Here is a 26,501-nt window from a genome sequence, read left to right as displayed (position 1 = left end):
CCCCCTCAAGATGAGATTTCCCAATTAGTAAGACCCCTTGAAGACGACGAGGTTGATAGGCCTGGGGTGGAAGTGCAGCAATGCATGGAGCTGACAGGTACTAATCGGTCGAGGGCTTATCCAAAAACAACTCCAAAAAGTGGCGTCAGGCTGAACAAGCCGATCTGAGCACTTGAGGAGACTAAAACGCAAAGCACGTTTCGTATCCAGTTTTCAGGTGATCAAACATCTGAACACGTTTGGTGGCGATGGCGGAGGGGTTCCACGCGTACCCATCCCGAACACGACCGTTAAGCCCTCCAGCGCCGATGGTACTTGGACCGAAGGGTCCTGGGAGAGTAGGACGCCGCCAAGCAACTAAGAAAGAGCACTACCGTATGAAGCGGTGGTGCTCTTTTTGTATACTCTAATACAAATTGATGCAAATCTGCAGGTATTTCCGAACGTTTGTGCCCCGAAGAGCGAAAAGGATGCAAATGTGCAGGAATTTTCGGCCCTTTCCCCCGAAGGGAACCTCAGCAGCAACAAAAGCCTGCAGATTTGCAGGAATTTCGCTCAGCGGGGGTTATCTCCCCAATAATTCCTGCAGATTTGCAGGAATTCATATTCACAAGAAGCTATAACTGAGGTCTGACAATTTGCCTAGCAAAGTCAGGCTTAGGAAGCATTGCAAAAATCATGCTTGGTGGCGATGGCGAGGTTCCACGCTTGCCCATGCCGAACATGACCATTATGCCCTCCAGCGCAAGGGTACTTGGACCGAAGGCCTGGGAGAGTAGGACGGGCCGCCAAACAAATCGAAAGAGCACTACCATATGAAGCGGTGGTGCTCTCTTCGGGAGACTTCGGGGGTTGTATACCTTAAAGTCATTTATAATTTGATTTCCAGTATTTTATTATACTGATATACTGGAGGAAAAAGATGGAGATAAAAATTAGTTTATTATTCTCATACGGCTGTGGTATTAGACATTTTTCCCGACAGATCATCAGTTAATTAAATCGATTTCCGGTAGACGATGGATACCTGATTCAGGTAGGAAGAGCGAATACATTTACACAAATACGGCCTTGCGACTGCCCGGTCGCCGAGAGGCATATCAAGGAAGCGGACTCAGGCGACAACCCCGCAAACCTACCGCGTCGCGAAGGCCGCGTTGGACCCTTTAAGGTTCTTGGGCCCGTAAACCACCGAACCGTTATAAGAAATTGCCGCAAATCATTTATGAAAGGATAACGACGATGGAAAGATATAAAAGTCTGTCCGGAAGGCAATTGATTATTGATACATACGACATGTTGTTAAACTCTTGGGATTCGGACTGCGAAGAGAGGGATATAGAAACTACTTATGGATTGACACATGTGATTATTGCTGGCGATCGTCAGAAGCCTTCTTTACTACTATTTCATGGAACTGCCGATAATTCAGCGATGATGTGGATATATAACATAAAGGAGTTATCACAGAAGTTTTACATCATTGCGGTTGATGCGATTGGAGGTTCAGGAAAAAGTGAACCTAATGAAGAATATTTCAAAAGCTTTAATCAAGTGATTTGGATTGACGACATACTAAACGCATTAGAAATACATACTACAAATATATGTGGGGTTTCATATGGCGCATACTTATCTTATTACTATGCATTAAGGAGACCCAACAAGGTAACCAAGGCCATCTGCCTGGCAGGCAGAATCCCTACAAGTCAATTTGAGATTTTTTCAAAAATGATGGCTGCTTTTTTACCGGAGGCGCTGTTTCCAACAGAGAAGAATTGTAGAAAATTACTAAGAAAATTAAGCGGGCCAAACTTCTCCAAGTTTGAAGAGAATGACGTTCTTATGAAGCACTGGTTTTATTTATTGAAGTACTTTAACAATAGATCAATGGCGCAACATAAAATTGAAATACATAGTGACTTAGAGTTATCTGAACTGAGAGAAAAGGGAGTATTCCTAATTGGAGAATATGATAGATTAACTAATTATCCTAAAGCTATAAAGAGACTTGAGGATAATAAGTTAAATTACAAAATCATTAAGGATGCAGGACATGCAATAAATCATGAGCAGGCTGAACTGATCAACGAGGAGATTTCAAGACTGTTAACATAACATCTCAAGCAATATTTGAAGAAGGCGGCAACATCTAACACCGTATTTTCGCATCGGGCTGCATTAGCTGACACTATTGTAAAGACTAGAGGATAAGAATCACGTATAATCATAGAAAGAGCCCAAGACAACAAAAGACCCAGCCTAAGATAGGAGCTATCTAAGGCTGGGTCTTTTCGTGAATACAAGAACGTTAGATTACTTTAGTACAACGAATAAGAACAAACTTAAAGGAGGATCATATGTCGAATCTCCCAAAGATAACTCAAAGCACAAATGATGAAACAAGTTATATTAGAAGAAAACTCATTGAGTTCAATTCTAAACATGTGCCGAATGGAACTTATGAAGAAATTAATTTATGTGTGAAGGATGATAATGGAGGAATTATAGCGGGTCTCAATAGTGCAATATGCTGGAACTGGATGGAGATTGATATTTTATGGGTAGATGATAATCATCGTGGACAAGGACTTGGTAAGGTATTATTAAAAGAAGCAGAAAAAATAGCAAAAGCAAAAAGTTGTACGTTTATTAAGCTAAACACTTTCAGTTTTCAAGCTCCCGAATTCTATAAAAAATATGGTTACGAGGTAATAGCAATCATCGAAAATGCACCTTTAGGAAAAAAACACTATTATTACAAAAAGGAACTCAATTAAACGTATGTTATTCGAGAGGGCATTAACATCGTCTAACACCATATTCACGCGTCGTCGCTTACGGCAGGGGTAGAAGATAAAAAGAAGAGGGCCGCAGGAGCCCTTAATTCATTTACTTTCCGAAACATTTTGTACTGAAGATAGAGCGTCTTCATAAAGAAATGGGTGTGTTGAAGGTTATCGGGAAGAGATTCTCGGATAATTTTAGATACTGCAAGGGCTCAGCTAAAACTTCTAATGGTTCAATCAATGATTCAATCAATGACTTCGCTCCTCTTTTAACTCTACAGGGTTTTTACATACCCTCATAGAATTTATGTAAGGATAATTATTAACTCCCTAAGGTGAAATGATGTCTTTGAATTGAAAAAATGTACTTAAAAGATAATATATTGAGCATGGGAGGGGTATTTTTGATAAAGTGCAATCTTAGAATTTTAATGGCCGAACATCGAATCGATGATATAACAGAATTAATGAATAAATCAGGACTGAGTAGAAATTCGATTAATAAACTGTACAAAGAAATAAATATTGGAACGACAAAATTAGAAACATTATTAAAGCTGTGTGATACATTTGAGTGCAAATTATCGGATTTAATTGAATACACACCTGAAACATAACAACATTAAACGATGTGGGGCACTCATAGAGAATCCTGTTGTATAATAATGTATCTACGCTGCGGGCAATTCGCCGCTTGGTTGTCAGATGTAAAGGCACAGAAGAATATTCAGACAACAAACGCCCAAGCCTAAGACATGAGCTATCTAAGGTTGAGGCGTCTCGTAAATACGAAAACGTTATAGGAAGTTATCGCAAGTTATTGAATCTCAATTGAAAACCAAAACATAGGTACTCAAAGGGGGGATTGGTTTGAAATATAATCAATTAATTATCTCGTCAATGCTATTTCTGGCTATACTATTAATTGTTTCTGGATGTAGTAATCAATCTATTGAAGAAGAGAAAATTGCTTATATATCTGCGAATGTCAATTCAGAATACGAAAAGGTATTTGAAAAAATGGGTTTGGGGGTTTTATTTGATTATAATTTAAAATTACCACACGCAAATCGAAGTTGGGTAACTATTTGGGTTGAGGGGTATAAAAAGGGGAGTAATAAACCTATTCATTTAACCGAATTGTCCTATGGATTAAGTCCTAATAAAGATGAAGAAGGTCATATGGGGTTTGGAATTATTAACCCTAACAGCGATTATCCATCATTCTTTTTATATTCTCCATCCACAAGCATAGCCCCTCATAATATAGATGAAAATATTTTTTACAAAGAAGGAACTATTAGTTCCTGGGACTATGCCATTGGAAATGAAGCAATTAGTTTGGAAGCGGGAGAAACCCAAATATTAGCAGTTTATCGAGAAAATGAGAATTCTTTAAATACCTACGATTACCAAGAAATGAATTCTATAAAACAAATGATTGACGAGGATTTAACAGTGTTATTACTCAAAATAAAAGTGGAAGAAAGGTATGATTAAGTAATTCTAAGAAGGCGCTGACATCCTATAACATCATATTCACAGGGCTATCGCCTCTTGGTTGTCAGATGAATAATCGAAGAAGTAAGCTCGGACAACAAATGCCCCAGCCTAAGATAAGAGTTATCTAAGGCTTGGGCGTTTCGTAAATACGGGAACGGTATACGAGACCACCCAAACATGTCAAATAAAATCGTCTCGTAATTCTAATAAGAGGTGAGATTATTGAATACTAATTTATTGATTCGGGATTTTAATGACGATGATTCCGGAATGGTATCAAGCATTATCAGAGAAAATTTAATAAATGTAAACATCAAAGATTATCCAGAAAAGATAATAAAGAATATGAGTAGAATCTTCACCCCAGAATATATATCTTCAATATCAAAAATCAGAAAAGTATATGTTGTAGTTGAAGGTAATAAGATAATCGGTACTGCAAGTCTTGATCAAGATACCATATACACAGTCTTTATTGATATTCACTACCACAATAAGGGAATTGGTAGAGTTTTGATTGATTTTATTGAACGAATAGCTCTTGATTCCGGGACTACATCGCTTAAGCTTCCTAGTAGCATTACGGCACAAGGATTTTATGAGAAGCTTGGATACCATGCTTTAGAAATAATAGAGTCTGAAGACTTTGGTAGAGATATAATAATGTCAAAGAATTTAATCAAGGAATAAGGTGTCGAAGAACTATTTGGTCTTCCCGAGGTTTTTCCAGTAACATGGAGTCGGGCAAACAATGCTACGAGGCTAAGTAATGATGGGTATAGGCTAGAGAATAATGAGTTATCCAAGATGAGCCCGTGGTCATTAATTATTGATAATAGAATAGTAAAGATTGTAGAAAGATTATTCGATTATAGAACCGGAGAAGCACGGTTCGCCATTAGGCCATGGCTAAGAATAGATGATGAATTAAACAGTAGGAGGGTTGATGAATCATGGTTGGATAGCAACCTACGGTTCAAAGAATGAAATGAGCATTCAAATTAGCTTTGCGTCACAAGGAGGGTCAGGATCTGCTACGCCTTATTTATTCATTGAGGAAGATGATATTGATGAGGTAGATGATATTGTTGATGAGGTTTATAAACGAATGAAAGATGCAGGCTTCAATATTGAATATGGACCAGCAGATGAACCATGGGGTGTGCGGAGATTCTATGTTCGGGATCCATATAATCAAATTGTTAATATTCTTGCGCATAACAAAAATTAGATAAACAATAATCAGGGTAGAAGCTTTTCCTCTGGAAGAGTTGAATGTATTTCGAGAGGCCGGGAACTTTCGATAACACCGTATTCACGCAACGGGTCAACTGCACGGACCTCGGTCGCCGGAAGCATGGGTATTAAAGCGGATTCAGGCGACAATCCTGCAAAGAAGAATAAAGTACGTTGGAGGAGGTTATTCCTATGGCAATAAGTACTCTTTGGGAATTAATAAATGATTCCATAAAGTATGGTGCAGAACAAATAGAATGGTTAACTAAAGAATTATCAACGAAGACGAGCAAAGAGATTATTCAGTTCGAAATAGAGTTTCAGAATAAGATGATACAGTCATATACTTCATCATTATGGGGTGCAGCCTTTGTAATTATGGGAGGATGTTCGGATGATGGATTTGATTATTTCAGGGGCTGGTTAATCTCTCGAGGAGAAGAAGTTTTCAATCAAGCTTTGAAGAATCCTGAATTTTTAGCTGGATTTTTAACTGACGATTATTTACAGGAAGATGAATTTGCACCTCAATTAGAAGAGATGTTGTCAGTGGCTTCAGATGCTTACACTTATCAAAAGACCGGAACGTACGAGTATAACGATAATGCAAACACGGAGTTTTTGAATGAATTGGAAGCTCACGGATATAATTTTGAACCAATAGATATTGAAATTGATTGGAAGGAAGAAGAACTGGAAGTTAGATACCCTCTATTGTGGGCAAGATTTGGAGAAGAGCCACTGACATAGGGAACGCTTCGAAGGCGGGGACATCTTACAACACAATATTCACGCAGCGGGCAGCCTGATTTGGTCCGCCCGGGGTTTTCGAGATGTGGAATCAGGAGGACAACCCTGCGCACCTGACCGCGCTACGGCCGACTGCTCGAGCTGCATTAAGCCTCTCGGGTTCGTTGATACAAAAGCGTTATAGGAGATTACATAAAAAACTTGAGGCTCAGGGGGTGATCTTCTGATTCAATATCAATTGAAGAACTGGAAGGACATTGTACCCTGGCGAGACGGCAATAATCCAATGTTACACTGGTTTGCATTAACCGACTCTCATTACTGGTTTAATTTTAAAGGCGTTGAGTTCCCTAAATATAGTGATGAAATCATTAAAGAATGGGAGCCAGAGGATGATTCTAAATTTGTGGATTATCAATTTGCCAGGATATTTTGGGACATTTGCGAAGTTATTCGGCATGTAGAAATTCCAGTTCCAAACGAGCTTTTTCAGAAGATAAATTCATTGGGAAAGCTAAAGGAATACATACAGTCGTTAAAAGCTTGGATCGAATTAGCTTGGGATGAAAGTGACGAACAATTTGATGAAGTGTACGAGGTGGCTCGAGGTTGGCTTTACTGTAGAAGGCTGGATTTTGGATATTTAACAGGAGGTCCTGATTGTTTTTTAATAAGAAATGAGGATCAGTTACATATTTATTGGTTTGCTGAGTATGAAAATGATAAAGGTGTTTCATTATGGGCCAGCCCTAAAGGGACATTCTCCTGTAACTATTCCGAATTTATAGAGGGGCTGGTAAAGAGTTTTAAAGCATTTGGTTTAGATATGCATAAGCAGATTTCTGCATTGTTAGAAAGTAACCCTAAAGATTTGGAAATTGATCGTGAACAAATATTAACCAATCAAATTCAATACGAAGAACTCGTTTCAGCGTTCGAAAACAAGAAACTTCTTTATGCAGATACTCCTGATTGGAATATTGTTTTGAATAAGATGAATGAAATTTCAAAGCAAATGGAATCAAGATTTTAATTCAACACTATTAAACTGCTAATAAAGGCGTGACATACATGTTTGAAATTGAAGTGAAAGATGTATTTAAAATCAATGGTAGAGGATTTGTAATTGGGGGAGAAATAATTAATAGAGGTACTGTCTTAAAGAATGGCGATACATTAATTTGTAGAGACTGCAAAAGCAAAAAGGTACTTGTGAAGTCTATTGAAATGGTTAACTTCGGAAATAGAGAAATGAACTTAAATCGTATAGGATTGCTCGTAGACTTGGAGGAAAGTGAAGTAAAGTCACTAATAGGTAAAAGACTATATAAAGAAGGTTGATGAAATTTTCACAAGAAGTAAATAAAATAGATGAGATTGAAGATTCAAACATAGAACAGTTAGGCAGTAGGGAGGATGTAGTTAAAACTTTAGGCATGATTTTTCCCGATGCAGATTTTAGAGATCCTGCTTGGGGGACACTAGATAGGGAAGGATACTCAATAGAGTTTAATATTGGCGAGGAGAATGATATTACTTCATTAATGTTACACGTTAGAGGAGACAATCGAGCATTGACTGCTATAAAGATGATTTGTGATGAACCGAATTGGAAGGCAGTAGATGAGGATATTATAAACTTTGACAATAAACCAGAACGTGGATTAGAACAATGGCAAACATATAGACAAAAAGTAATAAACAATATCTATTGAAAGATAATATTAGTTCTGGAAAACAAATCATAGAAGAAAGTGCCCTCTATACGGTGGTGCTCTTTTTGTATGCTCTCATAACAATTGATGCAAATCTGCAGGAATTTTCTAGCGTTTAAGCCTCAAAATGTGAAAAAGATGCTAAAGTGCAGGTATTTCCGATTCGTTCCTCGGAGAGAGCCTCCACCGAAAAAAAAGCCTGCAGATTTGCAGGAATTTTGCTCAGTAGGGGCTAACCCCCCATAAATTCCTGCAGATTTGCAGTAATTTGCATCCGCGTTACTAATTCCGTCACTTATATTCTCAACTGCTTAATGTACAATAGAGCTAGCATTTTCATGAGATTACAGAAAATGAATGTTATAGCTGGAGGTTGCTGAACAGCATGAAACCAATTTTGGAAGTGGCGGAATCCATCGGGATTGCGGAAAAATACCTGGATCTGTACGGTCGGTACAAATGCAAAATAGACCTAAGCCTGCGCGAGGATTTAAAAAAAAGGCCGGACGGCAAGTTAGTGCTGGTGACGGCGATGAATCCGACGCCGGCCGGGGAAGGAAAAACGCTGACCACGATCGGGCTGGCGCAGGCGCTCAATGCGATCGGAGAGCCGACGATCGCTGCCCTAAGGGAGCCGTCGTTAGGTCCTTGCTTCGGCATGAAGGGTGGGGCGACAGGGAGCAATAAAGCGCAACTGGTCCCGTCCGAGGACATTAATTTGCATTTTACGGGCGATCTGCACGCGATCACCTCGGCGCATAATCTGCTGGCCGCGATGATCGACAATCATATATTTCAAGGGAACGCGCTGCAAATTGACACAGGCCGTATTTTGTGGAAGCGGGCGATGGACATGAACGATCGGAGCCTGCGGCAAATCGTTGTCGGACTTGGCGAGGGGAACGGGAATGTGCACGAATCCGGGTTTATGATCACGACGGCTTCCGAAGTGATGGCGGTGTTGTGTCTTAGTGAGAACCACCGGGACCTCAGAGAGCGCCTCGGCCGCATGGTCGTCGCTTATACGATGTCCGGTGGGGCGGTCACCGCTGAGCAAATCGGCGCCGTGGATGCGATGACCGTGCTGCTGAAGGAAGCGCTCAAGCCGAACTTGGTGCAGACGGGCGAAGGAACGCCGGCGATTGTGCATGGCGGGCCATTTGCCAATATCGCCCACGGCTGCAGCAGTGTCATCGGCACGAAAACCGCATTGAAGCTGGCCAAGATCGTGCTGACGGAAGCCGGATTCGGCGCCGAGCTTGGCGCGGAGAAGTTCTTCGACATCAAGTGCCGGCAAGCCGGACTACAACCTGATGCGGCGGTTTTGGTCGTCACCATCAAAGCGCTGAAGTATAACGGCGGCGTTCCAAGGACAGAGCTGGATAAACCGAATCCACAAGCGTTGCAAGCCGGTTTGGCCAATATGAACCGCCATCTGGAGAATATTCGCAAATTCGGTGTGCCCGTCATGGTGGCGATTAACCATTTTACCAGTGATACGTCGGAGGAGATCCGAATCGTTCAAGAGCAATGCGCCCGCCTGGGCGTGAAGGCGGAGCTTTCCAATGTATGGGCCGCAGGCAGTGAAGGCGGCATCGAAATGGCGGAGACGCTGCGCGGCTTGCTGCAGCAGGAAGCGTCCCACTATGCGCCGTTGTACTCCGGGCACCTGGACATTAGGGCGAAAATTGAAACGATCGTGCGCGAGATCTACCGAGGCGCCGGCATCAAGCTAAACGCCAAGGCAGAGGCGAAGATTCAGGAACTTGAGCGCCAGGGCTTTGGACATTTGCCGGTTTGTATGGCCAAGACGCCGAGTTCTTTTTCAGATCAGCCAAATTTGCTTGGAGCGCCGGAAAACTTCGTCGTTCAGGTGCGGGACATCACGCTGTCGGCCGGTGCGGGATTTATTGTCGTGCTTACCGGCAATGTCGTGACGATGCCCGGATTGCCGAAAGCCCCGGCAGCGGAGCATATCCATCTCGATGAACACGGGGAAATCGCAGGTTTGTTCTAACCCGGGTATCAACCGAATTACCCACCTAGAGTCATAAATTACTTCTCTTGCAATGGAGTCCGAGCGATTTCATGCCGCAAGCGAGTGTAATTATGGCTCTTTTTTATAGAAAAATGCTTATACACAGGATATTAACAAGCTGTACACGGTTTACTACATACTCATCTGATTTATCCCCATGTGGACAAGTGTCGCCAGCAGCAGGTATCCTCCAATCATAAAAATTCCAACCATAAATCGCAATATTGTCTCCTCAAAAAAAACGCCCGCCTCCATTAGACTAAGGATGAAAATACGAGTTACTAAGAAAGGGGTTACAAAGCAATGAAGAGAACGAGAATTTGGGCGATGCTGCTGGTGGCCGTCCTGATGGTTGCTTCCTTGTCCGCCTGCGGCGGAGGCGGCAATAAAACGGCCGGCAACGGCGGAAACGCTCCGGCGAAGACCGCTAATGAAGGAGGCGGCTCCACGGACGGCGGAACGGACTCGGGTGAGAAAGTCGAGCTTACCTTCTGGTCGTTGGGCACGACAAACTATGAAGATCTGGCGAAGGAATATACGAAAGAACATCCGAACGTCACCTTCAAGTTCCAGAATACGTCCGACCAAACGGCACATCATAACAACCTGACGACGGCATTGTCCGCCGGGTCTGGCGCACCTGATATTTTCCAACTTGAAATCGCTTTTATGGAGCGGTTCATCAGCAATCAAGACAAGTTCTATAACCTCTACGATCTCGGAGCCAAAGATATCGAAGGGAACTATTTGGATTGGAAATGGAAACAAGCGACGTCCACGGACGGCTCGTTCCAACTGGGCCTTCCAACGGACATCGGTCCTACTGTAGTTTACTATCGTACGGATTTGGCCGAGCAAGCCGGCTTGCCGAAGGATCCGGACCAATTCAGCGCAGCGATCGACTCATGGGATAAGTTCGCCACGGTAGGCAAACAATTCAAAGACAAAACCGGCAAACCGTTTGCGGACCTGACGGATCTCGTCTACAACGGACTGCGCGACCAATCGCCGGACCAAATCTACTTCAACAAAGCGGATGGAGCTTTTATCGGGGACACCAATCCTCAAGTCAAGAAGGCTTATGATTTTACGGTAAAAGGTATTCAAGAAGGCTGGATCGGCAACTGGATCCTTTGGTCGCCGGAATGGCAAAACGCGATCAACAAAGGTGAATTCGGCGTCATGCTCGGCCCGGCTTGGATCGCAGGTACGATCCGGAACGCCAAAGACAGCGCCGGCAAATGGGCGATTGCCCAAATGCCTGAAGGCGCCGGAAACTGGGGCGGATCCTTCCTGACGCTGCCGAAAGAAGGCAAGCATCCGAAAGAAGCGTACGAGTTCATTTCCTGGGTGCTCAACAAAGAAAGCCAATTGAAATCGTTTAAAGACAGCGGCTTGTTCCCGTCGATTCCGGCAGTGTACGACGAACCGGCGTTCAGCGAAGAAAAGGACGAATTCTTCAGCGGCCAAGTCATTTCGCAAGCCTATGCCAAATCGGCGGAACGCGTAAAACCGGTCTACTACGGTCCGCTGCATGACCAAGTCGATACGATCATCAAAAATGCGCTCAAAAACGTGCTTGAGAAAAAAGCCGATCCGCAAAAAGAATGGGATGAAGCGATGAAACAAATCAAGACGTTGGTGGAACGCAGCTAATCGGAACAAGATTATCGAAACAGCTGCATAGCGCAGTTCATCATCCGAATCCGCGGAAGGCGACAGCCTTTTCAGCGGATTCGGATTTATCAATGACTTCCTGGAGGTGCGTCCATGGCTGACACAGTCACCGCGAAACCGTCGCAGCCGATTCCGGCCAAGCGGCCATTCTGGACAGAATCGAGACGAAGCAAGCTTACGGCATACACGTTTATTTCACCGTTCTTTATTCTGTTCGCCATTTTCGGATTGTATCCGATTCTGTTTACGATTTATTTGTCGTTTTTTAAATGGGATGCGTTAGGTCCGATGAAATACGTCGGATTCAAAAACTATGAGCTGATTACGAGCGATCCGACCTTCTGGATCTCCTTCACCAACACGCTGCTGATGGGCTTGATGGGGACGGTACCGCAGCTGATTGTCGCCCTGCTCGTCGCGGTTATGCTCAATTCCGCCCTGAACAAGTTCAAGAATACGTTCCGGATTTTGTACTTCATGCCCAATATCACATCCATTGTTGCCGTAACGCTGGTGTTCAGCACCATGTTCGGGAACAATGGGATGGTGAACTGGCTGCTGAGCAACCTGGGGATGGAAAGCGTGCCGTTCAACTCCGGCTGGTGGGGCGTCAAAATCGCCATCTCCACCATGGTCATGTGGCGCTGGATGGGGTATAACGCCATCATCTTTTTATCCGGGCTGCAAAGTATCCCGACGGATATTTACGAGGCCGCCAAAATCGACGGGGCCAGCCGCGGCCAGCAGTTGATCTACATCACGCTACCGCTGCTTCGTCCGTTTATCATCTTCGTCACGCTGGTATCAACCATCGGGGCATTGCAATTGTTTACCGAGCCTTACGTATTCCTCGGTCAGTCCGGCACAGGCTCCACGCGTCAGGAAGGGGTTACGATGGTGACCTACCTGTACAATGAGGCGTTCAAGAACGGATTCTTCGGAACCGCGGCCGCCACGGCGGTAATGTTGTTTATCGCCACGATTCTTTTCTCCGTCCTGAATATGATGCTATCGAGCCGGATGGGCGGAGACACCGGGGGGAAAAAAGCATGAGTTCACTTGCAGTAAGCCGCAAAAAACCGGATGAACCGGGACTAGTCGCCAAAACGCTCTTTTACCTGTTTTTGATTTTCGGAGCGTTGGTCTCCATTTTTCCGTTCTACTGGATGTTCGTGGTGGCTACCAATGAGAAGGACGCCGCTTTCCATATTCCGCCGTTGATGACGCCGGGTGCGGAGTTCTTCGACAATTTTTCGCGCGTGCTGGAACGGACGGACTTTTTCCGGGCGCTGATGAATTCCGTTGTCGTTTCGTCGGCCGTTACGATTTCGGTAGTCTTCCTCTGCACGCTCGCGGGGTATGCTTTTGCCAAATATGAGTTTCCGTTCAAAAAGACGCTGTTCGTTTTCGTTATCGCCACAATGCTGGTACCCGCCCAACTGGGTGTACTTCCCCAGTACGTCATCATGGCCAAGCTGCACTGGATCGACAGCTATAAAGCGCTGATCGTCCCGGCGATGGTCAACGCGTTCGGGATTTTCTGGATGCGCCAGTATATCACCTCCGCGGTTCACTCCGAGCTGCTTGAGGCCGGACGGATCGATGGCGGCGGACATTTCCGCATTTTCTGGAATATCGCAATCCCGGTCGTGACGCCGGCGATGGCGACGCTGGGTATCCTGAACTTTATGAATGTATGGAACGATTTTTTCTGGCCGCTGGTCGTGTTGAAAAACAGAGAGAATTACACGATCCAAATTGCCTTGCAGCAGCTGTTTACGAATAAAGACGGCCTGGACTTCGGCATGATCATGTCCGCTACGTTTACGGCGACGCTGCCGCTCCTGATCGTATTCCTGCTGTTCAGCCGCTGGGTGATCGCCGGGTTGACTTCCGGCGCGATAAAGAGCTAGGACTTTTGTTAGGGTGGCAAGGAGATAAGACGCATAATGAAGAATAATAGAGATAGGAGATTGTGGAGGGGGACGAATGCTTGAAGCTCCGTCGGAAAATCTTGCTGGCTATTATTCTTCTTGTGTTTATCCCCGTTATTTTGATGGGATCGATCTCGTATTTCAGTTTTTCGGGCGCCATGGAGAAGAAGTCGAGTAATTTTTATTGGGTTTCTCTGCTGGAGACCGACCGGAAGCTGAAATACGCCTTGAACGAGGTCACCACCATCTCCAATTCGGCGATAACACAACCGGTCATTCAGAAGACCTTGAAGCAGCCAAACTTTGTCATCACGTATGATCAAAGGCAAGATATCAATAACTTGATCAACCATCCGATGATCACCTCTTTCGGGCTCTATTCCAAGGAGAAGCTGTTGTATCAATATAATGAGGCCATGTCATTCGATACGCTCAGCAAACAAAACTGGTACGGGGCGATGAAGGCGGCCGAAGGGAGACCCATCTGGGTCGGCCCCGGCGAAAATGGCAGCGCCTCCACGGGGAAACCGGTTTTGATCCAGGCCCGGGTGATCAAGGATTATTATTCATTGGAGGATATTGGAGCCGCTGTCATTTACGTAAAGCCGGATATTTTGGATCAGGTGTTTTGGGACGCCGCCACGCTCAAACAAGGGGATATTCTGCTCGTCAACCAGCAGGGAAATATCGTGTTTGACAAGTCGGGCGAGCATATTGGGGAACGTACGGATTTTCCGTTTTTAAGCGAGAGTCCGAAGGTGGACGGAAACGGAAAAGGCTATTATGTCGATAAATACGCGGGCGAGAAATCGCTGATTACTTATTTGCCTTCACATAACAAAGATTGGTATCTCGTCGCCATTACGCCGAGTAAGCTGATCGCGTCGGAGTCGATTCAGATCCGCAATATCGCCATGGTCCTGGTGCTGGTCTCCTTGGTTTCGGCCTTCTTGTTCGACCGCTATTTTGTCCGCCGGATGGTGCGGAGCATTATCAGTGCGGTGAACGGAATGAAGCGGGTGCAGCAGGGCATTTTTGTACCGATTCCGCCTGCCTTGCGGGCCGGGGATGAAACGGATTTGCTGATCGACGGCTTTAACCGGATGAGTACGCAAATTTCCGAGCTGATCGAGCAGGTGCAGACGGAGCAAGCGCGAAAAAAAGAAGTGGAGCTGCAGGCGCTCGTGGCGCAGATCAATCCGCATTTTATATACAATTCATTGGAGTCGATCAATTCGATGGCCGTGCTTCAAGGGAACAAGGATATCAGCAAAATGGTCGTATCGCTCGGTAAACTGCTGCGGATCAGCATCAGCGAAAGCCAGCAGTTGATTCCCTTGTCGATGGAGATGGAGCATGTGCGGCATTATTTGAACATTCAGAAATTCCGGTTCGAAGATAAGTTCACGTATCAAATCGAAATCCCGGAATCCTTGAAATATTACAAAACGCAAAAGCTGATCGTGCAGCCGATCGTCGAGAACGCGCTGTACCATGCCATCGAGCCGATGGAAGAGCACGGATTCATTTCGATCACCGCCCGGGATGGTGGACGGGATATCCTCATCGACGTGATGGACAACGGGCCCGGGTTTGATCACGAGACGCTGATGAACTTGTGGAACAAGGACCGCAGCAGTCTGAAAAAATACAGGGAGAACGGCGTCGGCCTCAAAAATGTGCACGAACGGCTCAGCATCCGGTTCGGCGGTTATTACGGGATCATGATCTGTTCCTCCCCGGGATGCGGGTCGATCATCCGGATTCGCATCCCGAAAATCGATTCATGAAGGGGGAAAGAGCGGTCGTGAAATGGTTGATCAATTGGGGCTGGATCGTCGTGTACGCTTTCGTATTGGCCGTCTCGGTGCTCATTCTCGCCATGAACGGGAGCGAGCCGATCGAGGAGAGACAGACCGAAAAAATCACACTGACCTTTCGTCATTTCTGGATCAAGGAGCATGACCGGAAAATGCTGAGTATTTTTGAGGAGGTTGTAGATTCGTTTCAAAAATCCCATCCGAATGTCAAAGTGAATTTTGAGGGAATGGATCAGACCGTCCACCGGGAGCAAAAGCTGAAAAGCGAAATGGTGACGGGAACGGCGCCGGATATGTTCGTGCTCTTCGCCGGCGCCGAGATCGAGCCTTATGTTCGCTCCAACCGGTTGATGGATCTGACGTACTTCGTCCGGGAGAGCGGGCTCGAGGGGAAATTTCAGGATCTTCAGGCGTGGTCGTACGACGGCCGTATCTACGGTTTGCCAATCGAGGGGCATGCCGAGCCGCTATACTATAATAAGGAGATATTCTCCAAATACGACATTTCACCGCCCAAAACGCTTGGGGAGATGGACGCTGTCGTGAAGCGGCTCAAGGCGAACGGGGTGATTCCATTTGCGCTCGGCAATGAAGAACGCTGGCCTGCCGCGATTTTCGCCCACTACTTCATGGACCGCTATGCGGGACCGGAGCTCATTAACCAATTGACCCGGGGAAATCCGAAAGCGGATTTTAACAACAGCGCCTACCTGCAGGCGATGATGCATTTTAAAAGCTGGGTATCCGAGGGAGCGTTCAGCGAGCCGACCAACGATTTATCCACGGAAGAGGCCATCGATTTGTTTACGTCGGGAAAAGCGGCCATGTATTTGAACGGAAGCTGGGATATCAACCTGTTCCATAACGGGGACGAACCGGATGATTTCCCGGACCGGGTCGGCGTAACTTCGTTCCCTACGCTGCTTCCGGACCAGGAGCCTTCGTTAGCGGGCGGCTATACGATCGGGATCGCGCTGTCCTCCAATCTGGATGAGGCGAAGCGCACCGCTGCTCTGGAATTGTTGCAAGCGTTTTATACGGAAGAAATCCAGGAGCGGGTCGTATATGAAGGACTGCGGATTCCGTCGATGAAAATCACGTTTGATTCGGAACGTACAGGGCCGGTGTTCGATCAGGTCGTGAAGCTGATGCGGCAGAGCGATAAGATTTTTTTGGCGTATGACAATGCCTTGTCACCCGAGGTGAACAAAACGTTCCTGAAGGTCGTGGAACAGATTTTGGGCGGCCAAGTCTCCCCCAATGAAGCGCTTGAGCAGATTCAGGCGACATCGGAGCAATATTGGAACCAACGCAACAGTTCTCTGCCCAATTAATGGTCTGGAGGTGTCTTCATGGAATCCAAAGAAGCAAAGTATCGGGTTGTTCTCGTAGATGACGAACCGATTATTTTGCGGAGCTTAAAGGTGGCGATTCCCTGGCATGAGCTGAACCTGGAAATTGCCGGGGAAGCGCGAAACGGAGAAGAGGCGCTCAAGCTGGTCCGCGAGCTCTCTCCGCATATGGTCATCAGCGATATCCGCATGCCGGGGCTGGACGGAATCAGCTTGATGAAGGAAGTGATGGCGGAGAACCCCAAGCGCCTGTTTATCTTTATCAGCGGCTACGGAGAGTTCGAATATGCCAGGGAAGCGCTGCGGGAGGGGGCCTTCGATTACTTGCTCAAGCCGATCGACCACGATGAATTAATCCAAATGATCCTGCGCGCCATCAAAACGTTGGAAAAACAACTGGAAAACGATAAGCTGCTTCATTCCGTGCAAATGCTATCGATGCTGGCCCGGGAGCGGATGTTTGCCGAATTGATCGAGGGCAATCACAGCGAAAGCCATCTGAGGCACATGAAATGGCTGGAGAACAGCGAGCTTCAGGAGGATTATGTTGTGGCCGTGCTGCAATTGGACCACTATCTCAAGCTGTACGACCAATGGTCCATGGAAGAGAGAAGGCTGTGGCTGTTCGCGATCCGCAACATTCTAAGCGAATGGTCGATTGCCCAAGGGGCATTGACGTTATTCCCTTTCCACAGCGGGGAGTGGGTCATGCTGTTTCCGGCGGCGATGAGCGGGCGGAGGGAAAGCTTGGGCCGGGACATCATTCACCGGATCAAGGTCAATACGAAGCTGTCCTGTTCCATCGGCTTCAGCCAGACGGCGCAGGGAATCGGCCAATTGAGCGAGGCTTACCAGAGCGCGGCCAGAGCGTTGTATCGGCGGTTTTACAGTGACAGGGAAGGGGTATTCGTCGAACCGGCCCCCGAGCTGGGGGCGGCGCGCGAAGCGAAGTATCCGAAGCACTTGGAACCGGGGATGCTGGAAGCGGTCCGCACGCTGGACGACGAGCGCCTGATCGCCCTGCTGGATGAGACGAAGGGCTATCTGGAAGCGCAGGCATTCTCCAAGGAAACCGCGGAACGGATGATCGTCGAGCTGACGGTGGTTTTGTACCGTGAATTTGAGCATATGAAGCTGCTGCTGGAGTGGTCGCTGGAGGGGATTCTGCAGGAGCTGCATTCCCTGGAGAGCCTGAATGAAATGATCGGACTGCTAAAACTGAATTTCGGGAAATGGATCAAGGAGAGCAAGGAATCCCAGCCGAAGGAACACATCCACAGCATGATCGACAAAACGAAAGGGTATATAGCCAATCATTATCATAAGGACCTCAGCATCGAGGAGGTGGCGGAAGTGGCCGACCTGAGCATCAGCCATTTCTGCATGCTGTTTAAACAGGTGACGGGATACACCTTCCTCGAGTATTTAACCCAATGCCGAATCGAGAAAGCCAAATTTATTCTACAAAATAGTCAGGTTAAAGTGTATCAGATCGCCCCGCTGGTCGGGTATCAAGATCCGCGTTACTTCACGCAGGTGTTCAAAAAGGTCACCGGCATGACGCCTTCGGAATACCGGGAAGCCCACGCCTCCTGACGCTCACCCCAAAAAGAACCGCCGGAACGGCGGTTCTTTTTGGGGTTCATTTCGCATTAAGTTACGAGCGCCCGCGTCTCATTGAGCCCATGATCAGGCTGACAATAAATACAAGCACAACGGCACCGATCAGAGCCGGAACGAAGTAGAAATCTCCGATGACCGGACCCCAGTTGCCCAGAATCAGGCTGCCCAGCCAAGCGCCGATAAAGCCTGCGATGATATTACCGATGATGCCGCCGGGAATATCTCTGCCCATAATTAACCCTGCCAGCCAACCGATAACGCCACCGATAATTAAGGACCATAAGAAACCCATTCGTATCACCTCTTATGTGTTTAATTTGCTTGTCGATTACTATTAACCAAAGAGGGGGTTTTTAAACAACCGGGTAAAAAATGAGCCTGGATTGGATGAAGAAGTTGGCTGCATAAAAACAGAGTATACATGTGCGGAGGGATATGTTACAATCCAGCTAGCAACTTCCAAAATTAAACAAAATTAACAGCGTGAATATTGTAAGGGCTTACATATTTAATTTTGTTTTGCGGAGCTGCAAAGTTGAACAGCAGGAGGTGAGTATGCCCCAAAAAACAAACGTTTGCACTTCCTAATATTCCAATGGCTAAGAAAGTAATCTTTTTTTCGAAGAGTGCATTTTCCGAAAAATACAAACGTTTGCACAAAAATACTTATTTTGAAAGGAGTAAACGCGTGAAGAAAAAGACCCTCAGGTGTGCGTCATTTTTTCTCAGTTTTATATTCCTGATTACAATATCCTTTGGTTCACAGGTTTTACCGGTTCAGTATGCGGATGCTTTGGAGGCGGGGGCGGGCGCTTTAGCGGAGAAGGTTACGGAGACGGAGGGCCCGACCGGACCGGCTGTCTTCAGCTGGGATAATGCAAACGTTTACTTTGTAATGACCGATCGTTTTAAGGATGGGGATCCAAGCAATAATAACGCTTATGGCAGACCTACTCGTGACGCGACCGGCAAGAATATCGGCACATTTCATGGAGGTGACCTCAAGGGGCTGACCGAGAAGCTGAATGAAGGATACTTTACGAAGCTGGGGACCAATGCGATTTGGATTACGGCCCCTTACGAGCAGATCCACGGTTGGGTCGGCGGCGGGAACGGCGGGGACTTCGCCCATTATGGGTACCATGGTTACTATGCGCTTGATTTTACAATGATGGATAAAAATATGGGTACCGTCGAAGATATGCGGGAATTTGTGGATACCGCGCATGAAAAAGGGATTCGGGTCATTTTGGACGTCGTTTTGAACCACCCGGGCTACGGAACCCTGAAAGACATGGAGGAATATGGCTTTGGCGCCCGCAGCAACATAGGGGCCGGCTGGACGCCGGGAAGCGGTCAAACCTGGCACAGCTTTCACGATAACGTAAATTATAACGATGCTCCGGCCTGGGCCACATGGTGGGGAGGTTGGGTTCGGGCGGGCATCGCCGGCTATGAGAGCTGTGGAGGCAGCGATCTCACGCAATGTGTAGGAAATTTACCTGATTTTCGCACGAACGTGACGAACAATATCGGGCTCCCGACCCTGCTGAAAACAAAATGGGGCAAAGAAACCGCCGGATACGAGCCGTGGATCGTTCCTTCGGCCAAAAACCTGCGGAAGGATCTGGGCCTTCCCCCGGCCGATTATGTCATCAAGTGGCTGGGAGCTTGGGTAGAAGAGTTTGGCATTGACGGGTTCAGAGCGGATACGGCCAAGCATGTGGAGCTCAACCGGTGGAAACAGCTAAAGAGTGAAACCAATGCGGCTCTGCAAAAATGGAGACAAAACAATCCGGATAAACCCGGTGCCGATTGGAACGATCCTTTTTGGATGACCGGCGAAGTCTGGGGGCATGGGGTAGGCAAAAGCGAGTATTTCAACAACGGATTTGATTCCATCATCAACTTTTCCTTCCAAGGCGCGAACTTAAACTCCCTGGAAGGCATCTATGCCGATTACGCCACGAAGATCAATAATGATCCCGGGTTTAACGTATTAAGCTATATTTCCTCGCACGATACTAAGCTGTACGATCGGGGAGGGTTAATTCAAGCCGGCACGGCGCTTCTTTTGTTGCCGGGCGGAGTGAAAACGTTCTATGGAGACGAGGCGGCGAGGGCTTTCGGAGATACCGGCTCGGATCCTCAACAGGGGACGCGCTCTTCGATGAACTGGAATCAGCTCAATCAGAATGTCCTTTCGCATTGGCAGAAGGTAGGCCAATTCCGGAATCAACATATTGCCGTAGGAGCTGGGAGCCATGCCAAAATTGCCGACAGTCCCTACACCTTCAAGCGCACTTATGACAAAGACGGGATTACCGACAAGGTGGTAGTCGCCATAGGCGCTTCGGGGACTACCCAGGTGAACGTGGCGTCCGTGTTTCCGGACGGAACCACCGTCAGGGATGCCTATACCGGGGCTGAAGCCTTGGTAAGCGGAGGTGTCGCCACACTCACGCCGGGAGCCCATGGACTCATCTTGATCGAGCAAATCAAGGAATCCGATTTGCCGGCCGTGTCCGCTTCTCCCGCGGGCGGCAGCTTCAAAACCGAGACTTTGGAAATCAAACTGCGTGTCAATAAAGCCGAAAGCGGAAAGTATACCTTGGACGGAAGCGATCCCAAACAAGGGATCAGCTACACAAACGGAACGGAGATTACGATCGGCGAAGCGATGGAGTTTGGCGATTCGGTCATGCTGCGATTATACGCTGAAAATCAACACGGCTCCGCCCTGCAAGAGTTTAAATATACCAAAAAAGACCCCAACAGCGGTTTGACGGTTCACTTCAAGAAGCCGGCCGATTGGGGAGCGCCGCAATTGTATTATTACGATACCATCCCCAAGGTAACAGAACCCACTTGGGCAACGTCTCCTGCGATGATCAAGGAGAGCGGAGAGTGGTATGCTTATACCATCAATGGCGTCGACAGTGCAACGTTGATTTTCCGGGACAGCAACGGTAGGCAGAATCCCGGAAAAGGCCAGCACGGATTCGTAAGAACCTCGGAAGGCTGGTACGACGGAACCTGGCATGAGTCGAATCCGGACGGGGTTGGCGACACGGAGCCGCCTACGGCTCCCGGCGGTTTGAGAGCCGACCGGACTACCGATACGACGGTGACGTTAAGTTGGGACGCTTCTACCGATAATGTAGCGGTAACGGAGTATGACATCTACCGCAACAATGTGAAGGTAGGCAGCGCTTCAAAGACAACGTTTACGGATACGGGGCTGACACCGGAGACGGCTTACCAGTACACGGCAAAAGCGCGCGATGCCGCCGGCAACGAGTCGCCGGTCAGCGACAGGGTGGAAGTGACCACTGAGCCGGCCGGAAGCGGAGGCAACAAGGTGACGGTCTACTACAAGCACGGCTTCACCACACCGTTTATCCATTACCGTCCGGAAGGCGGAAGCTGGACGACTGCGCCGGGGGTGGCCATGGAGCCGTCCGAGGTTGCGGGATACAGCAAGCTGACCATCGATATCGGAACGGCTTCGCGTTTGGAGGCCTGCTTTAGCGATGGGAAGGCGAACTGGGACAGCAACAACCAACGAAATTATCTCTTCAACGCCGGAACATGGACATACAACGGGAATGGCGATATTCAGTCAGGAGTGCCCCATGCCTCGACTTTGGAATCTATCGACCCGGCCCCCGATGCATTGGATACTCCTGATATTCCAAATGGAAAATCCGGTGACTCCGATGGTCCAGGCAGTTCTCCCGAAGAGCGGGGAGCGGAAGCGGCATAATTCCTTAGGAGATGCGAGGAGCCCGTGTCATTAAAAGACACGGGTTCTTTTAAGTTACACCAAGGTTCATTTGTCAGCGCCAGCTTCCCTTTGAAGCCGGGCAGATGAATAAGGGCCTGTGCTGCCCGCCACATTAACGGTCTTTTGGGCACTAACCCGCACACGATCTGAGACAGACCTTACCTTACCTGCATTGATGGAATCGAGAATGAATTCCTGCAAAAGGTCAGGCTTTCCGGCTGGTACTAATGCCTGAGGGAAGTCTAACGGCTGTACCAGCCGCTATTTAACGAAAAGTAACCCTTTCGAAATTCTAGCGGTCGTGAGCGCCGTTATTTCCCTGGATTCTCGCCCAAACAGCCTGTTTATGCGAAATAAGCGCCGTGGCGACCGTTAGAATGGGAAGTCGGCGTTTTTAGGGCAAATAACGGCTGTGGCAACCGTTAGCGTTAAAATGCGCCGGCGGTTAGGGAAATGGGGAGCGCTGGATCCAACTCGCCACACCGAGGCGACAAGTTTCAAAATAGGCAGGACTCTGTCAGGTTTGATGCAGCTTCAGGGCCTTGAATGCAAACCCTGATTTCGGGGCCCGCATCAGGGCAAGGCCCTTTTTGACCGCTATTTTTCCCCCGAAGCCGAATCGGGCCGAAGTAGCGCCCCAAAAGGCCGCTATGGCGGAGGCGGATTATCCGGCATAGCGGTTTCTTCCCCTGATCAGCAGAAACAGAGCGACCGGAACGATAATCAGCATCAAGATCAAGGCCCAGATCAGGTCCCCCAAGCCTACGACACCTTCCGAGAGCAGACGGTAATAGGCATATAGCGAATAAGGGAGCACGGGGAAAACGGCGGTAATCACGCCGGGGGTGTATTTTTTTAAATATAGTGCTTGCCCGACATGGGTGAAAACATGAAGAAAGTAGAGGTGGAGTGCCGCTAGGAAGAGCAGGTACACGTGAAAAAAGACGGCCAGCCCCGTTGCGACGACGATGATCGTATAGACCGCAAATACATCTTTGGCGAAATGGAGCGTGTTCATGCGGAGGGAGGAGCCGAGAATTTTTTTAAAGAAATCGGGTAAAGTGTCGTCGAGATGATCGCGATGCCGGGTGGCCCATTTCTCCACGGTGAGCAGTTCTTCAAAGTCATGGAACAGGAAAGTCACCGGGAATAGCCAGAACAGGCTGACCAGTTGAATATGTTCGTTCAAAAAAGGCAATAAACTCACGGGAATCCCCCCAATATATTAAGCATGACTCGCCGGATGAAGCAAAATGCCGTTCAGGAACAAACGTCCCAACTGTTCACCCATTTCCGCCGCAGTCTTGTCTCCGGCAGTCCCGTATTTGTAAATCAGTCGTTCCACCGAGGCGACAACCGACTCCGCGGCGAGCTCGGGGTCCACCTTGGGGCTGACGATCCTCGCCTGTTGATTTCGGAGCATATTGCCGCTGATTTGCCGGACAATGGAATCCCGGAGGGAAGCCCCTCCCTCCGACTCGAGCAGCGCAATGCGGGTGAGGTTGACGTTTTGCCCCAGCAGGCTGAACAGTCCAGTAAAAGTATGGATGACAAACGCCTCCAGCGCTTCGGGGGACTTGTTTCCGGCCTCGCGTCCCGCATCGGTAAACGGTTGGAGCTGTTCTTCAAATTTGCCAAGCAGCTCCTGCAGGATCTCATCCTTGCTCTTAAAGTATTGGTAAAAAGAGGCCTGAGTGAGCCCGGCCGTTTTAACGATTTGACTCACGGTCGCGGCGTGATAGCCCTTGTCGGCAAAAAGCTGCTCCGCCGCCGCCAGCAGCTTGTTCTTACTCGCTTCTCCTTTAGAGGTAAGCATTTCTCCGGCCTCCGATCATTCATATTTTTATTATAACTAACTAATCAGTTATAAATTAATATAAACGAATGGACGAAAAAGGTAAAGCTCCTTCCGTTCCCAAGCCGGATCGGCGGGTTCGGAAGGAGCCCGGTTAAATGCTCGTTTTGAGAGCGCCAGTCTAACGTAGCGAGGGCTTGGGCCTTTGCTGTTGAAATGCTGGTTCCGCCGCCGTCGCCGTCGCCGTCGCCGCAGCCTTAGCCGTTATGGTGGCTGGGACCTCGGCCAGGCCGCAAAATCCCGCGCATTCGCTGAAGGCGAAGTGCCGGCATCCTTGGCATTTGTCCTTGTTTAACAGCCCCAGCACATATTCTATCGCCTCGCCGGTATGCTCAAAGAAATTCCCCTCGCCGATGAGTTCCAGCGCACCGGTCTTTTGAAGCAACCGGCGCGGCTGGTGGCGCAAGCCGGTAACGACGACGCTCACCCCTGCCGTCTGCAGACGTTTCACGAGCGAGGCAAAATTCGCTTCCCCCGTCGTGTCCATCAGGGGCACCTGGCTCATGCGGAAGATCACGGCCCGAAGCTCCCGGCGCTCCAGCCGGACACCGAAATCGGCAAAGGTTTGGGAGGCTCCGAAAAACAGTGGGCCGTTCACCGTAAAGATAGAGACCTGAGGGCAATCATGATCCTCGGTAACGGTATGTGCGCTCACTTTCTTTTTGCTGGAGGCGGGATCCGGCAGCACCTTATCGACGGTGAGCATATCGCTCATCCGCTTGATGAAGAGCAGCACGGCAAGGACGAGCCCGATTTCCACGGCCGTGGTGAGGGTGGTGAACACGGTCAGCAAAAAGGTAACCAGCAGAATGACGGAGTCGCTTGTCCGCGTCCGGAGCAGCTTGGCGAACGATTTGCGTTCGCTCATGTTCCAGGCGACCATCATGAGAATCGGCGCCATGGCGGCCAGCGGGATATTCGAAGCATACGGCGCGAATACCGCCACGATCAGCAGCACGACCACCCCGTGGATGATGCCGGAAAAAGGCGACACCGCTCCGTTTCGGATATTCGTGGCCGTCCGCGCGATCGCCCCGGTGGCCGGAATGCCGCCGAAGAACGGGGTGACGATGTTCGCGATGCCTTGACCGATCAGCTCCCGGTTGCTGTTATGCCGGGTTCCCGTCATTCCGTCGGCAACCACGGCCGAGAGCAGAGATTCGATGCTGCCGAGCATCGCGATGATCAGGGCCGGCTGCAGCATACTGCCGATATGATCCCACGACAGGTCGAGTGAATGGAGGCGGGGCAGGCCGCCGGGAATCGTGCCATAGGCGGAGCCGATCGTCGCCACCTTCCCCGGAAAGAGCCAGGCCGCGGCCAGCGTGGACACGATGATGCCGACCAGCGATCCGGGCACTTTCGGCAGGACCTTCGGCGTCAGAATTAAAGCGGCCAGACAGATACAGCCCGTCAGCACGCTGAAGATATTCAGGGTAGACAGCCGGCGGGCGATTTCGAGCATACTTTCATGGAAGTATTCGTGCCGCTCGACGCCTTCAAGCCCCAAAAAACCGGCGATTTGCCCGCTAAAGATCGTGACGGCGATGCCTGCGGTAAAGCCGATCGTCACGGGGCGGGGAATAAACTTGATCAAGGCCCCCAGCCGGAACAAGCCCATCAGCAGCAGTATAACTCCCGCAAGAAATCCGGCAATCAGCAGGTTCTCGTAACCGTACTGAAGCACGATCGCCAGCAGAATGGGAATGAATGCCCCGGTCGGTCCACCGATCTGGAACCTAGATCCCCCCAGCAGCGAGATGAGAATGCCGGCCACGATCGTTGTATATAGTCCATACTCCGGTTTGACCCCCGAAGCGATAGCGAACGCCATGCCGAGCGGGATCGCCACAATCCCCACAATACAGCCCGAGATCAGATCCTGGCGCAAATCCCTTGCCTGATACCCGCTAAACCGTCCTGTCCACTTCATTCCTAACCCTTCTTTTCCGCATGTTGTTTTTAAGTCGGATAATTTTACTTTTCTTTACGAATGCCTTCCAGTAAGGAGATGGATTCCACCAAATGGTTGTCAAAAATCTGCCGGGCCACCGCCAACAAATCCTTGATCAAAGGATCGCGGAGGGAGTATACGACTGTTGTGCCTTCTTTTACCGTGTTGACCAGATTCTTGGCCCGGAGCACGGACAACTGCTGGGATACGGCCGAGCCTTCGGAACCGAGTATCGTCTGTAGTTCATTGACATTCCGTTCCCCCTCGCATAGAACCTCCAATATACGAATACGCATCGGATGGGCCAGCGCTTTGAAAAATTCGGCTTTAAACTGCTGCAAGCTCACGTCCATCGATTGAAGCCCCTCCTTTGTCTATATTTTCGTATATTCAAAAATTTGAATATTGAGAACAATGCCAACATTGTATCATGGGCCGGTTTTAAAAAATGTGATGCTGCTCATAGGA

At 48.3% G+C, this 26,501-nt stretch carries 22 protein-coding genes, 2 rRNA genes and 1 pseudogene; 20 read left to right on the top strand and 5 right to left on the bottom strand.

Features of this window, described 5'->3' with window-relative positions:
- From V4U88_RS24770 to V4U88_RS24680, 19 genes and pseudogenes are all read left to right on the top strand, one after another.
- Window positions 1-124 (top strand): 23S ribosomal RNA (locus V4U88_RS24770); the annotation flags it as partial.
- 114 nt (window positions 125-238) lie between these two features.
- Window positions 239-355, top strand: a 5S ribosomal RNA gene (gene rrf / locus V4U88_RS24765).
- An 887-nt stretch (window positions 356-1,242) separates the two neighbouring features.
- Complete coding sequence (locus V4U88_RS24760) at window positions 1,243-2,118, top strand: alpha/beta fold hydrolase (protein ID WP_334075871.1); 876 nt, start codon at window positions 1,243-1,245, stop codon at window positions 2,116-2,118.
- Window positions 2,119-2,360: 242 nt separating this feature from the next.
- Window positions 2,361-2,780: a GNAT family N-acetyltransferase gene (locus tag V4U88_RS24755; RefSeq protein ID WP_334075870.1), complete on the top strand. Its 420-nt coding sequence runs from the start codon at window positions 2,361-2,363 to the stop codon at window positions 2,778-2,780.
- Between the two features lie 398 nt (window positions 2,781-3,178).
- Entirely contained in the window at window positions 3,179-3,406 is a 228-nt protein-coding gene (locus tag V4U88_RS24750; protein WP_334075874.1) for a helix-turn-helix domain-containing protein, read from the top strand.
- A 253-nt stretch (window positions 3,407-3,659) separates the two neighbouring features.
- Window positions 3,660-4,289, top strand: coding sequence for a hypothetical protein (locus V4U88_RS24745; RefSeq protein ID WP_334075869.1), 630 nt, complete (start codon window positions 3,660-3,662; stop codon window positions 4,287-4,289).
- 225 nt (window positions 4,290-4,514) lie between these two features.
- A complete protein-coding gene (locus V4U88_RS24740; RefSeq protein WP_334075868.1) occupies window positions 4,515-4,982 on the top strand; it encodes a GNAT family N-acetyltransferase in 468 nt (155 codons plus the stop codon).
- A gap of 253 nt (window positions 4,983-5,235) precedes the next feature.
- Window positions 5,236-5,523: pseudogene (locus V4U88_RS24735) on the top strand (VOC family protein); the annotation flags it as partial.
- Between the two features lie 197 nt (window positions 5,524-5,720).
- The gene (locus V4U88_RS24730; protein ID WP_334075867.1) at window positions 5,721-6,278 is read left to right on the top strand and encodes a DUF4240 domain-containing protein; all 558 of its coding nucleotides are present in this window, start codon (window positions 5,721-5,723) and stop codon (window positions 6,276-6,278) included.
- 223 nt (window positions 6,279-6,501) lie between these two features.
- Window positions 6,502-7,311, top strand: coding sequence for a DUF5984 family protein (locus V4U88_RS24725; RefSeq protein WP_334075873.1), 810 nt, complete (start codon window positions 6,502-6,504; stop codon window positions 7,309-7,311).
- A gap of 38 nt (window positions 7,312-7,349) precedes the next feature.
- A complete protein-coding gene (locus tag V4U88_RS24720; RefSeq protein ID WP_334075866.1) occupies window positions 7,350-7,619 on the top strand; it encodes a hypothetical protein in 270 nt (89 codons plus the stop codon).
- Window positions 7,619-7,993 (top strand): hypothetical protein, encoded by a 375-nt coding sequence (locus V4U88_RS24715; protein WP_334075865.1) that lies wholly within the window; start codon window positions 7,619-7,621, stop codon window positions 7,991-7,993. Before V4U88_RS24720 ends, V4U88_RS24715 begins: the two co-directional genes overlap by 1 nt.
- A 385-nt stretch (window positions 7,994-8,378) precedes the next feature.
- Window positions 8,379-10,010, top strand: a complete 1,632-nt coding sequence (locus tag V4U88_RS24710) for a formate--tetrahydrofolate ligase (RefSeq protein ID WP_334075864.1) — start codon at window positions 8,379-8,381, stop codon at window positions 10,008-10,010.
- Between the two features lie 324 nt (window positions 10,011-10,334).
- Window positions 10,335-11,687 carry an ABC transporter substrate-binding protein gene (locus tag V4U88_RS24705; protein ID WP_334075863.1) on the top strand — a complete coding sequence of 451 codons (1,353 nt, stop codon included), beginning with the start codon at window positions 10,335-10,337 and terminating at the stop codon, window positions 11,685-11,687.
- Between the two features lie 114 nt (window positions 11,688-11,801).
- Window positions 11,802-12,761 carry a carbohydrate ABC transporter permease gene (locus V4U88_RS24700; RefSeq protein ID WP_334075862.1) on the top strand — a complete coding sequence of 320 codons (960 nt, stop codon included), beginning with the start codon at window positions 11,802-11,804 and terminating at the stop codon, window positions 12,759-12,761.
- Window positions 12,758-13,621 (top strand): carbohydrate ABC transporter permease, encoded by an 864-nt coding sequence (locus tag V4U88_RS24695; RefSeq protein WP_334075861.1) that lies wholly within the window; start codon window positions 12,758-12,760, stop codon window positions 13,619-13,621. The genes V4U88_RS24700 and V4U88_RS24695 overlap by 4 nt, the downstream gene beginning before the upstream one ends.
- 80 nt (window positions 13,622-13,701) lie before the next feature.
- The gene (locus V4U88_RS24690) at window positions 13,702-15,432 is read left to right on the top strand and encodes a cache domain-containing sensor histidine kinase (protein ID WP_334075860.1); all 1,731 of its coding nucleotides are present in this window, start codon (window positions 13,702-13,704) and stop codon (window positions 15,430-15,432) included.
- Between the two features lie 17 nt (window positions 15,433-15,449).
- A complete protein-coding gene (locus V4U88_RS24685) occupies window positions 15,450-16,796 on the top strand; it encodes an extracellular solute-binding protein (protein ID WP_334075859.1) in 1,347 nt (448 codons plus the stop codon).
- 18 nt (window positions 16,797-16,814) lie between these two features.
- On the top strand, window positions 16,815-18,410 hold the full coding sequence (locus tag V4U88_RS24680; protein WP_334075858.1) for a response regulator: 1,596 nt from the start codon (window positions 16,815-16,817) through the stop codon (window positions 18,408-18,410).
- Between the two features lie 61 nt (window positions 18,411-18,471).
- Here V4U88_RS24680 and V4U88_RS24675 read toward each other — a convergent pair whose 3' ends face one another.
- Window positions 18,472-18,729: a GlsB/YeaQ/YmgE family stress response membrane protein gene (locus tag V4U88_RS24675; RefSeq protein WP_334075857.1), complete on the bottom strand. Its 258-nt coding sequence runs from the start codon at window positions 18,727-18,729 to the stop codon at window positions 18,472-18,474.
- Between the two features lie 396 nt (window positions 18,730-19,125).
- On the opposite strand from V4U88_RS24675, the gene V4U88_RS24670 reads away from it, so the two are divergent.
- Window positions 19,126-22,203, top strand: coding sequence for a carbohydrate binding domain-containing protein (locus V4U88_RS24670; protein WP_334075856.1), 3,078 nt, complete (start codon window positions 19,126-19,128; stop codon window positions 22,201-22,203).
- A gap of 685 nt (window positions 22,204-22,888) precedes the next feature.
- Here the strand turns inward: V4U88_RS24670 and V4U88_RS24665 are convergent.
- The 4 genes from V4U88_RS24665 to V4U88_RS24650 all read right to left on the bottom strand — a co-directional run bounded on the left by V4U88_RS24665 (window position 22,889) and on the right by V4U88_RS24650 (window position 26,386).
- Entirely contained in the window at window positions 22,889-23,431 is a 543-nt protein-coding gene (locus V4U88_RS24665; protein ID WP_334075855.1) for an HXXEE domain-containing protein, read from the bottom strand.
- 18 nt (window positions 23,432-23,449) lie between these two features.
- A complete protein-coding gene (locus tag V4U88_RS24660) occupies window positions 23,450-24,040 on the bottom strand; it encodes a TetR/AcrR family transcriptional regulator (protein ID WP_334075854.1) in 591 nt (196 codons plus the stop codon).
- A 160-nt stretch (window positions 24,041-24,200) separates the two neighbouring features.
- Window positions 24,201-26,012: a SulP family inorganic anion transporter gene (locus V4U88_RS24655; protein WP_334075853.1), complete on the bottom strand. Its 1,812-nt coding sequence runs from the start codon at window positions 26,010-26,012 to the stop codon at window positions 24,201-24,203.
- Between the two features lie 44 nt (window positions 26,013-26,056).
- Entirely contained in the window at window positions 26,057-26,386 is a 330-nt protein-coding gene (locus V4U88_RS24650; RefSeq protein ID WP_334075852.1) for an ArsR/SmtB family transcription factor, read from the bottom strand.
- Between the last annotated feature and the right edge of the window lie 115 nt (window positions 26,387-26,501).

This window comes from Paenibacillus sp. A14, from assembly GCF_036864815.1.
Lineage (GTDB): Bacteria > Bacillota > Bacilli > Paenibacillales > Paenibacillaceae > Fontibacillus > Fontibacillus sanfengchensis.
The sequence above is the reverse complement of the archived record's forward strand: the minus strand, read 5'-3'. Positions and strand labels throughout refer to the sequence as shown.

What these genes read in the sequence shown, in the direction of transcription:
- V4U88_RS24680 (WP_334075858.1), top strand. Translation starts at nt 16,815, where the DNA reads ATGGAATCCAAAGAAGCAAAGTATCGGGTTGTTCTCGTAGATGACGAA.
- V4U88_RS24650 (WP_334075852.1), bottom strand. Translation starts at nt 26,386, where the DNA reads ATGGACGTGAGCTTGCAGCAGTTTAAAGCCGAATTTTTCAAAGCGCTG.
- V4U88_RS24700 (WP_334075862.1), top strand. Translation starts at nt 11,802, where the DNA reads ATGGCTGACACAGTCACCGCGAAACCGTCGCAGCCGATTCCGGCCAAG.
- V4U88_RS24705 (WP_334075863.1), top strand. Translation starts at nt 10,335, where the DNA reads ATGAAGAGAACGAGAATTTGGGCGATGCTGCTGGTGGCCGTCCTGATG.
- V4U88_RS24760 (WP_334075871.1), top strand. Translation starts at nt 1,243, where the DNA reads ATGGAAAGATATAAAAGTCTGTCCGGAAGGCAATTGATTATTGATACA.
- V4U88_RS24695 (WP_334075861.1), top strand. Translation starts at nt 12,758, where the DNA reads ATGAGTTCACTTGCAGTAAGCCGCAAAAAACCGGATGAACCGGGACTA.
- V4U88_RS24720 (WP_334075866.1), top strand. Translation starts at nt 7,350, where the DNA reads ATGTTTGAAATTGAAGTGAAAGATGTATTTAAAATCAATGGTAGAGGA.
- V4U88_RS24730 (WP_334075867.1), top strand. Translation starts at nt 5,721, where the DNA reads ATGGCAATAAGTACTCTTTGGGAATTAATAAATGATTCCATAAAGTAT.
- V4U88_RS24750 (WP_334075874.1), top strand. Translation starts at nt 3,179, where the DNA reads ATGGGAGGGGTATTTTTGATAAAGTGCAATCTTAGAATTTTAATGGCC.
- V4U88_RS24715 (WP_334075865.1), top strand. Translation starts at nt 7,619, where the DNA reads ATGAAATTTTCACAAGAAGTAAATAAAATAGATGAGATTGAAGATTCA.
- V4U88_RS24655 (WP_334075853.1), bottom strand. Translation starts at nt 26,012, where the DNA reads ATGAAGTGGACAGGACGGTTTAGCGGGTATCAGGCAAGGGATTTGCGC.
- V4U88_RS24675 (WP_334075857.1), bottom strand. Translation starts at nt 18,729, where the DNA reads ATGGGTTTCTTATGGTCCTTAATTATCGGTGGCGTTATCGGTTGGCTG.
- V4U88_RS24755 (WP_334075870.1), top strand. Translation starts at nt 2,361, where the DNA reads ATGTCGAATCTCCCAAAGATAACTCAAAGCACAAATGATGAAACAAGT.
- V4U88_RS24710 (WP_334075864.1), top strand. Translation starts at nt 8,379, where the DNA reads ATGAAACCAATTTTGGAAGTGGCGGAATCCATCGGGATTGCGGAAAAA.
- V4U88_RS24660 (WP_334075854.1), bottom strand. Translation starts at nt 24,040, where the DNA reads ATGCTTACCTCTAAAGGAGAAGCGAGTAAGAACAAGCTGCTGGCGGCG.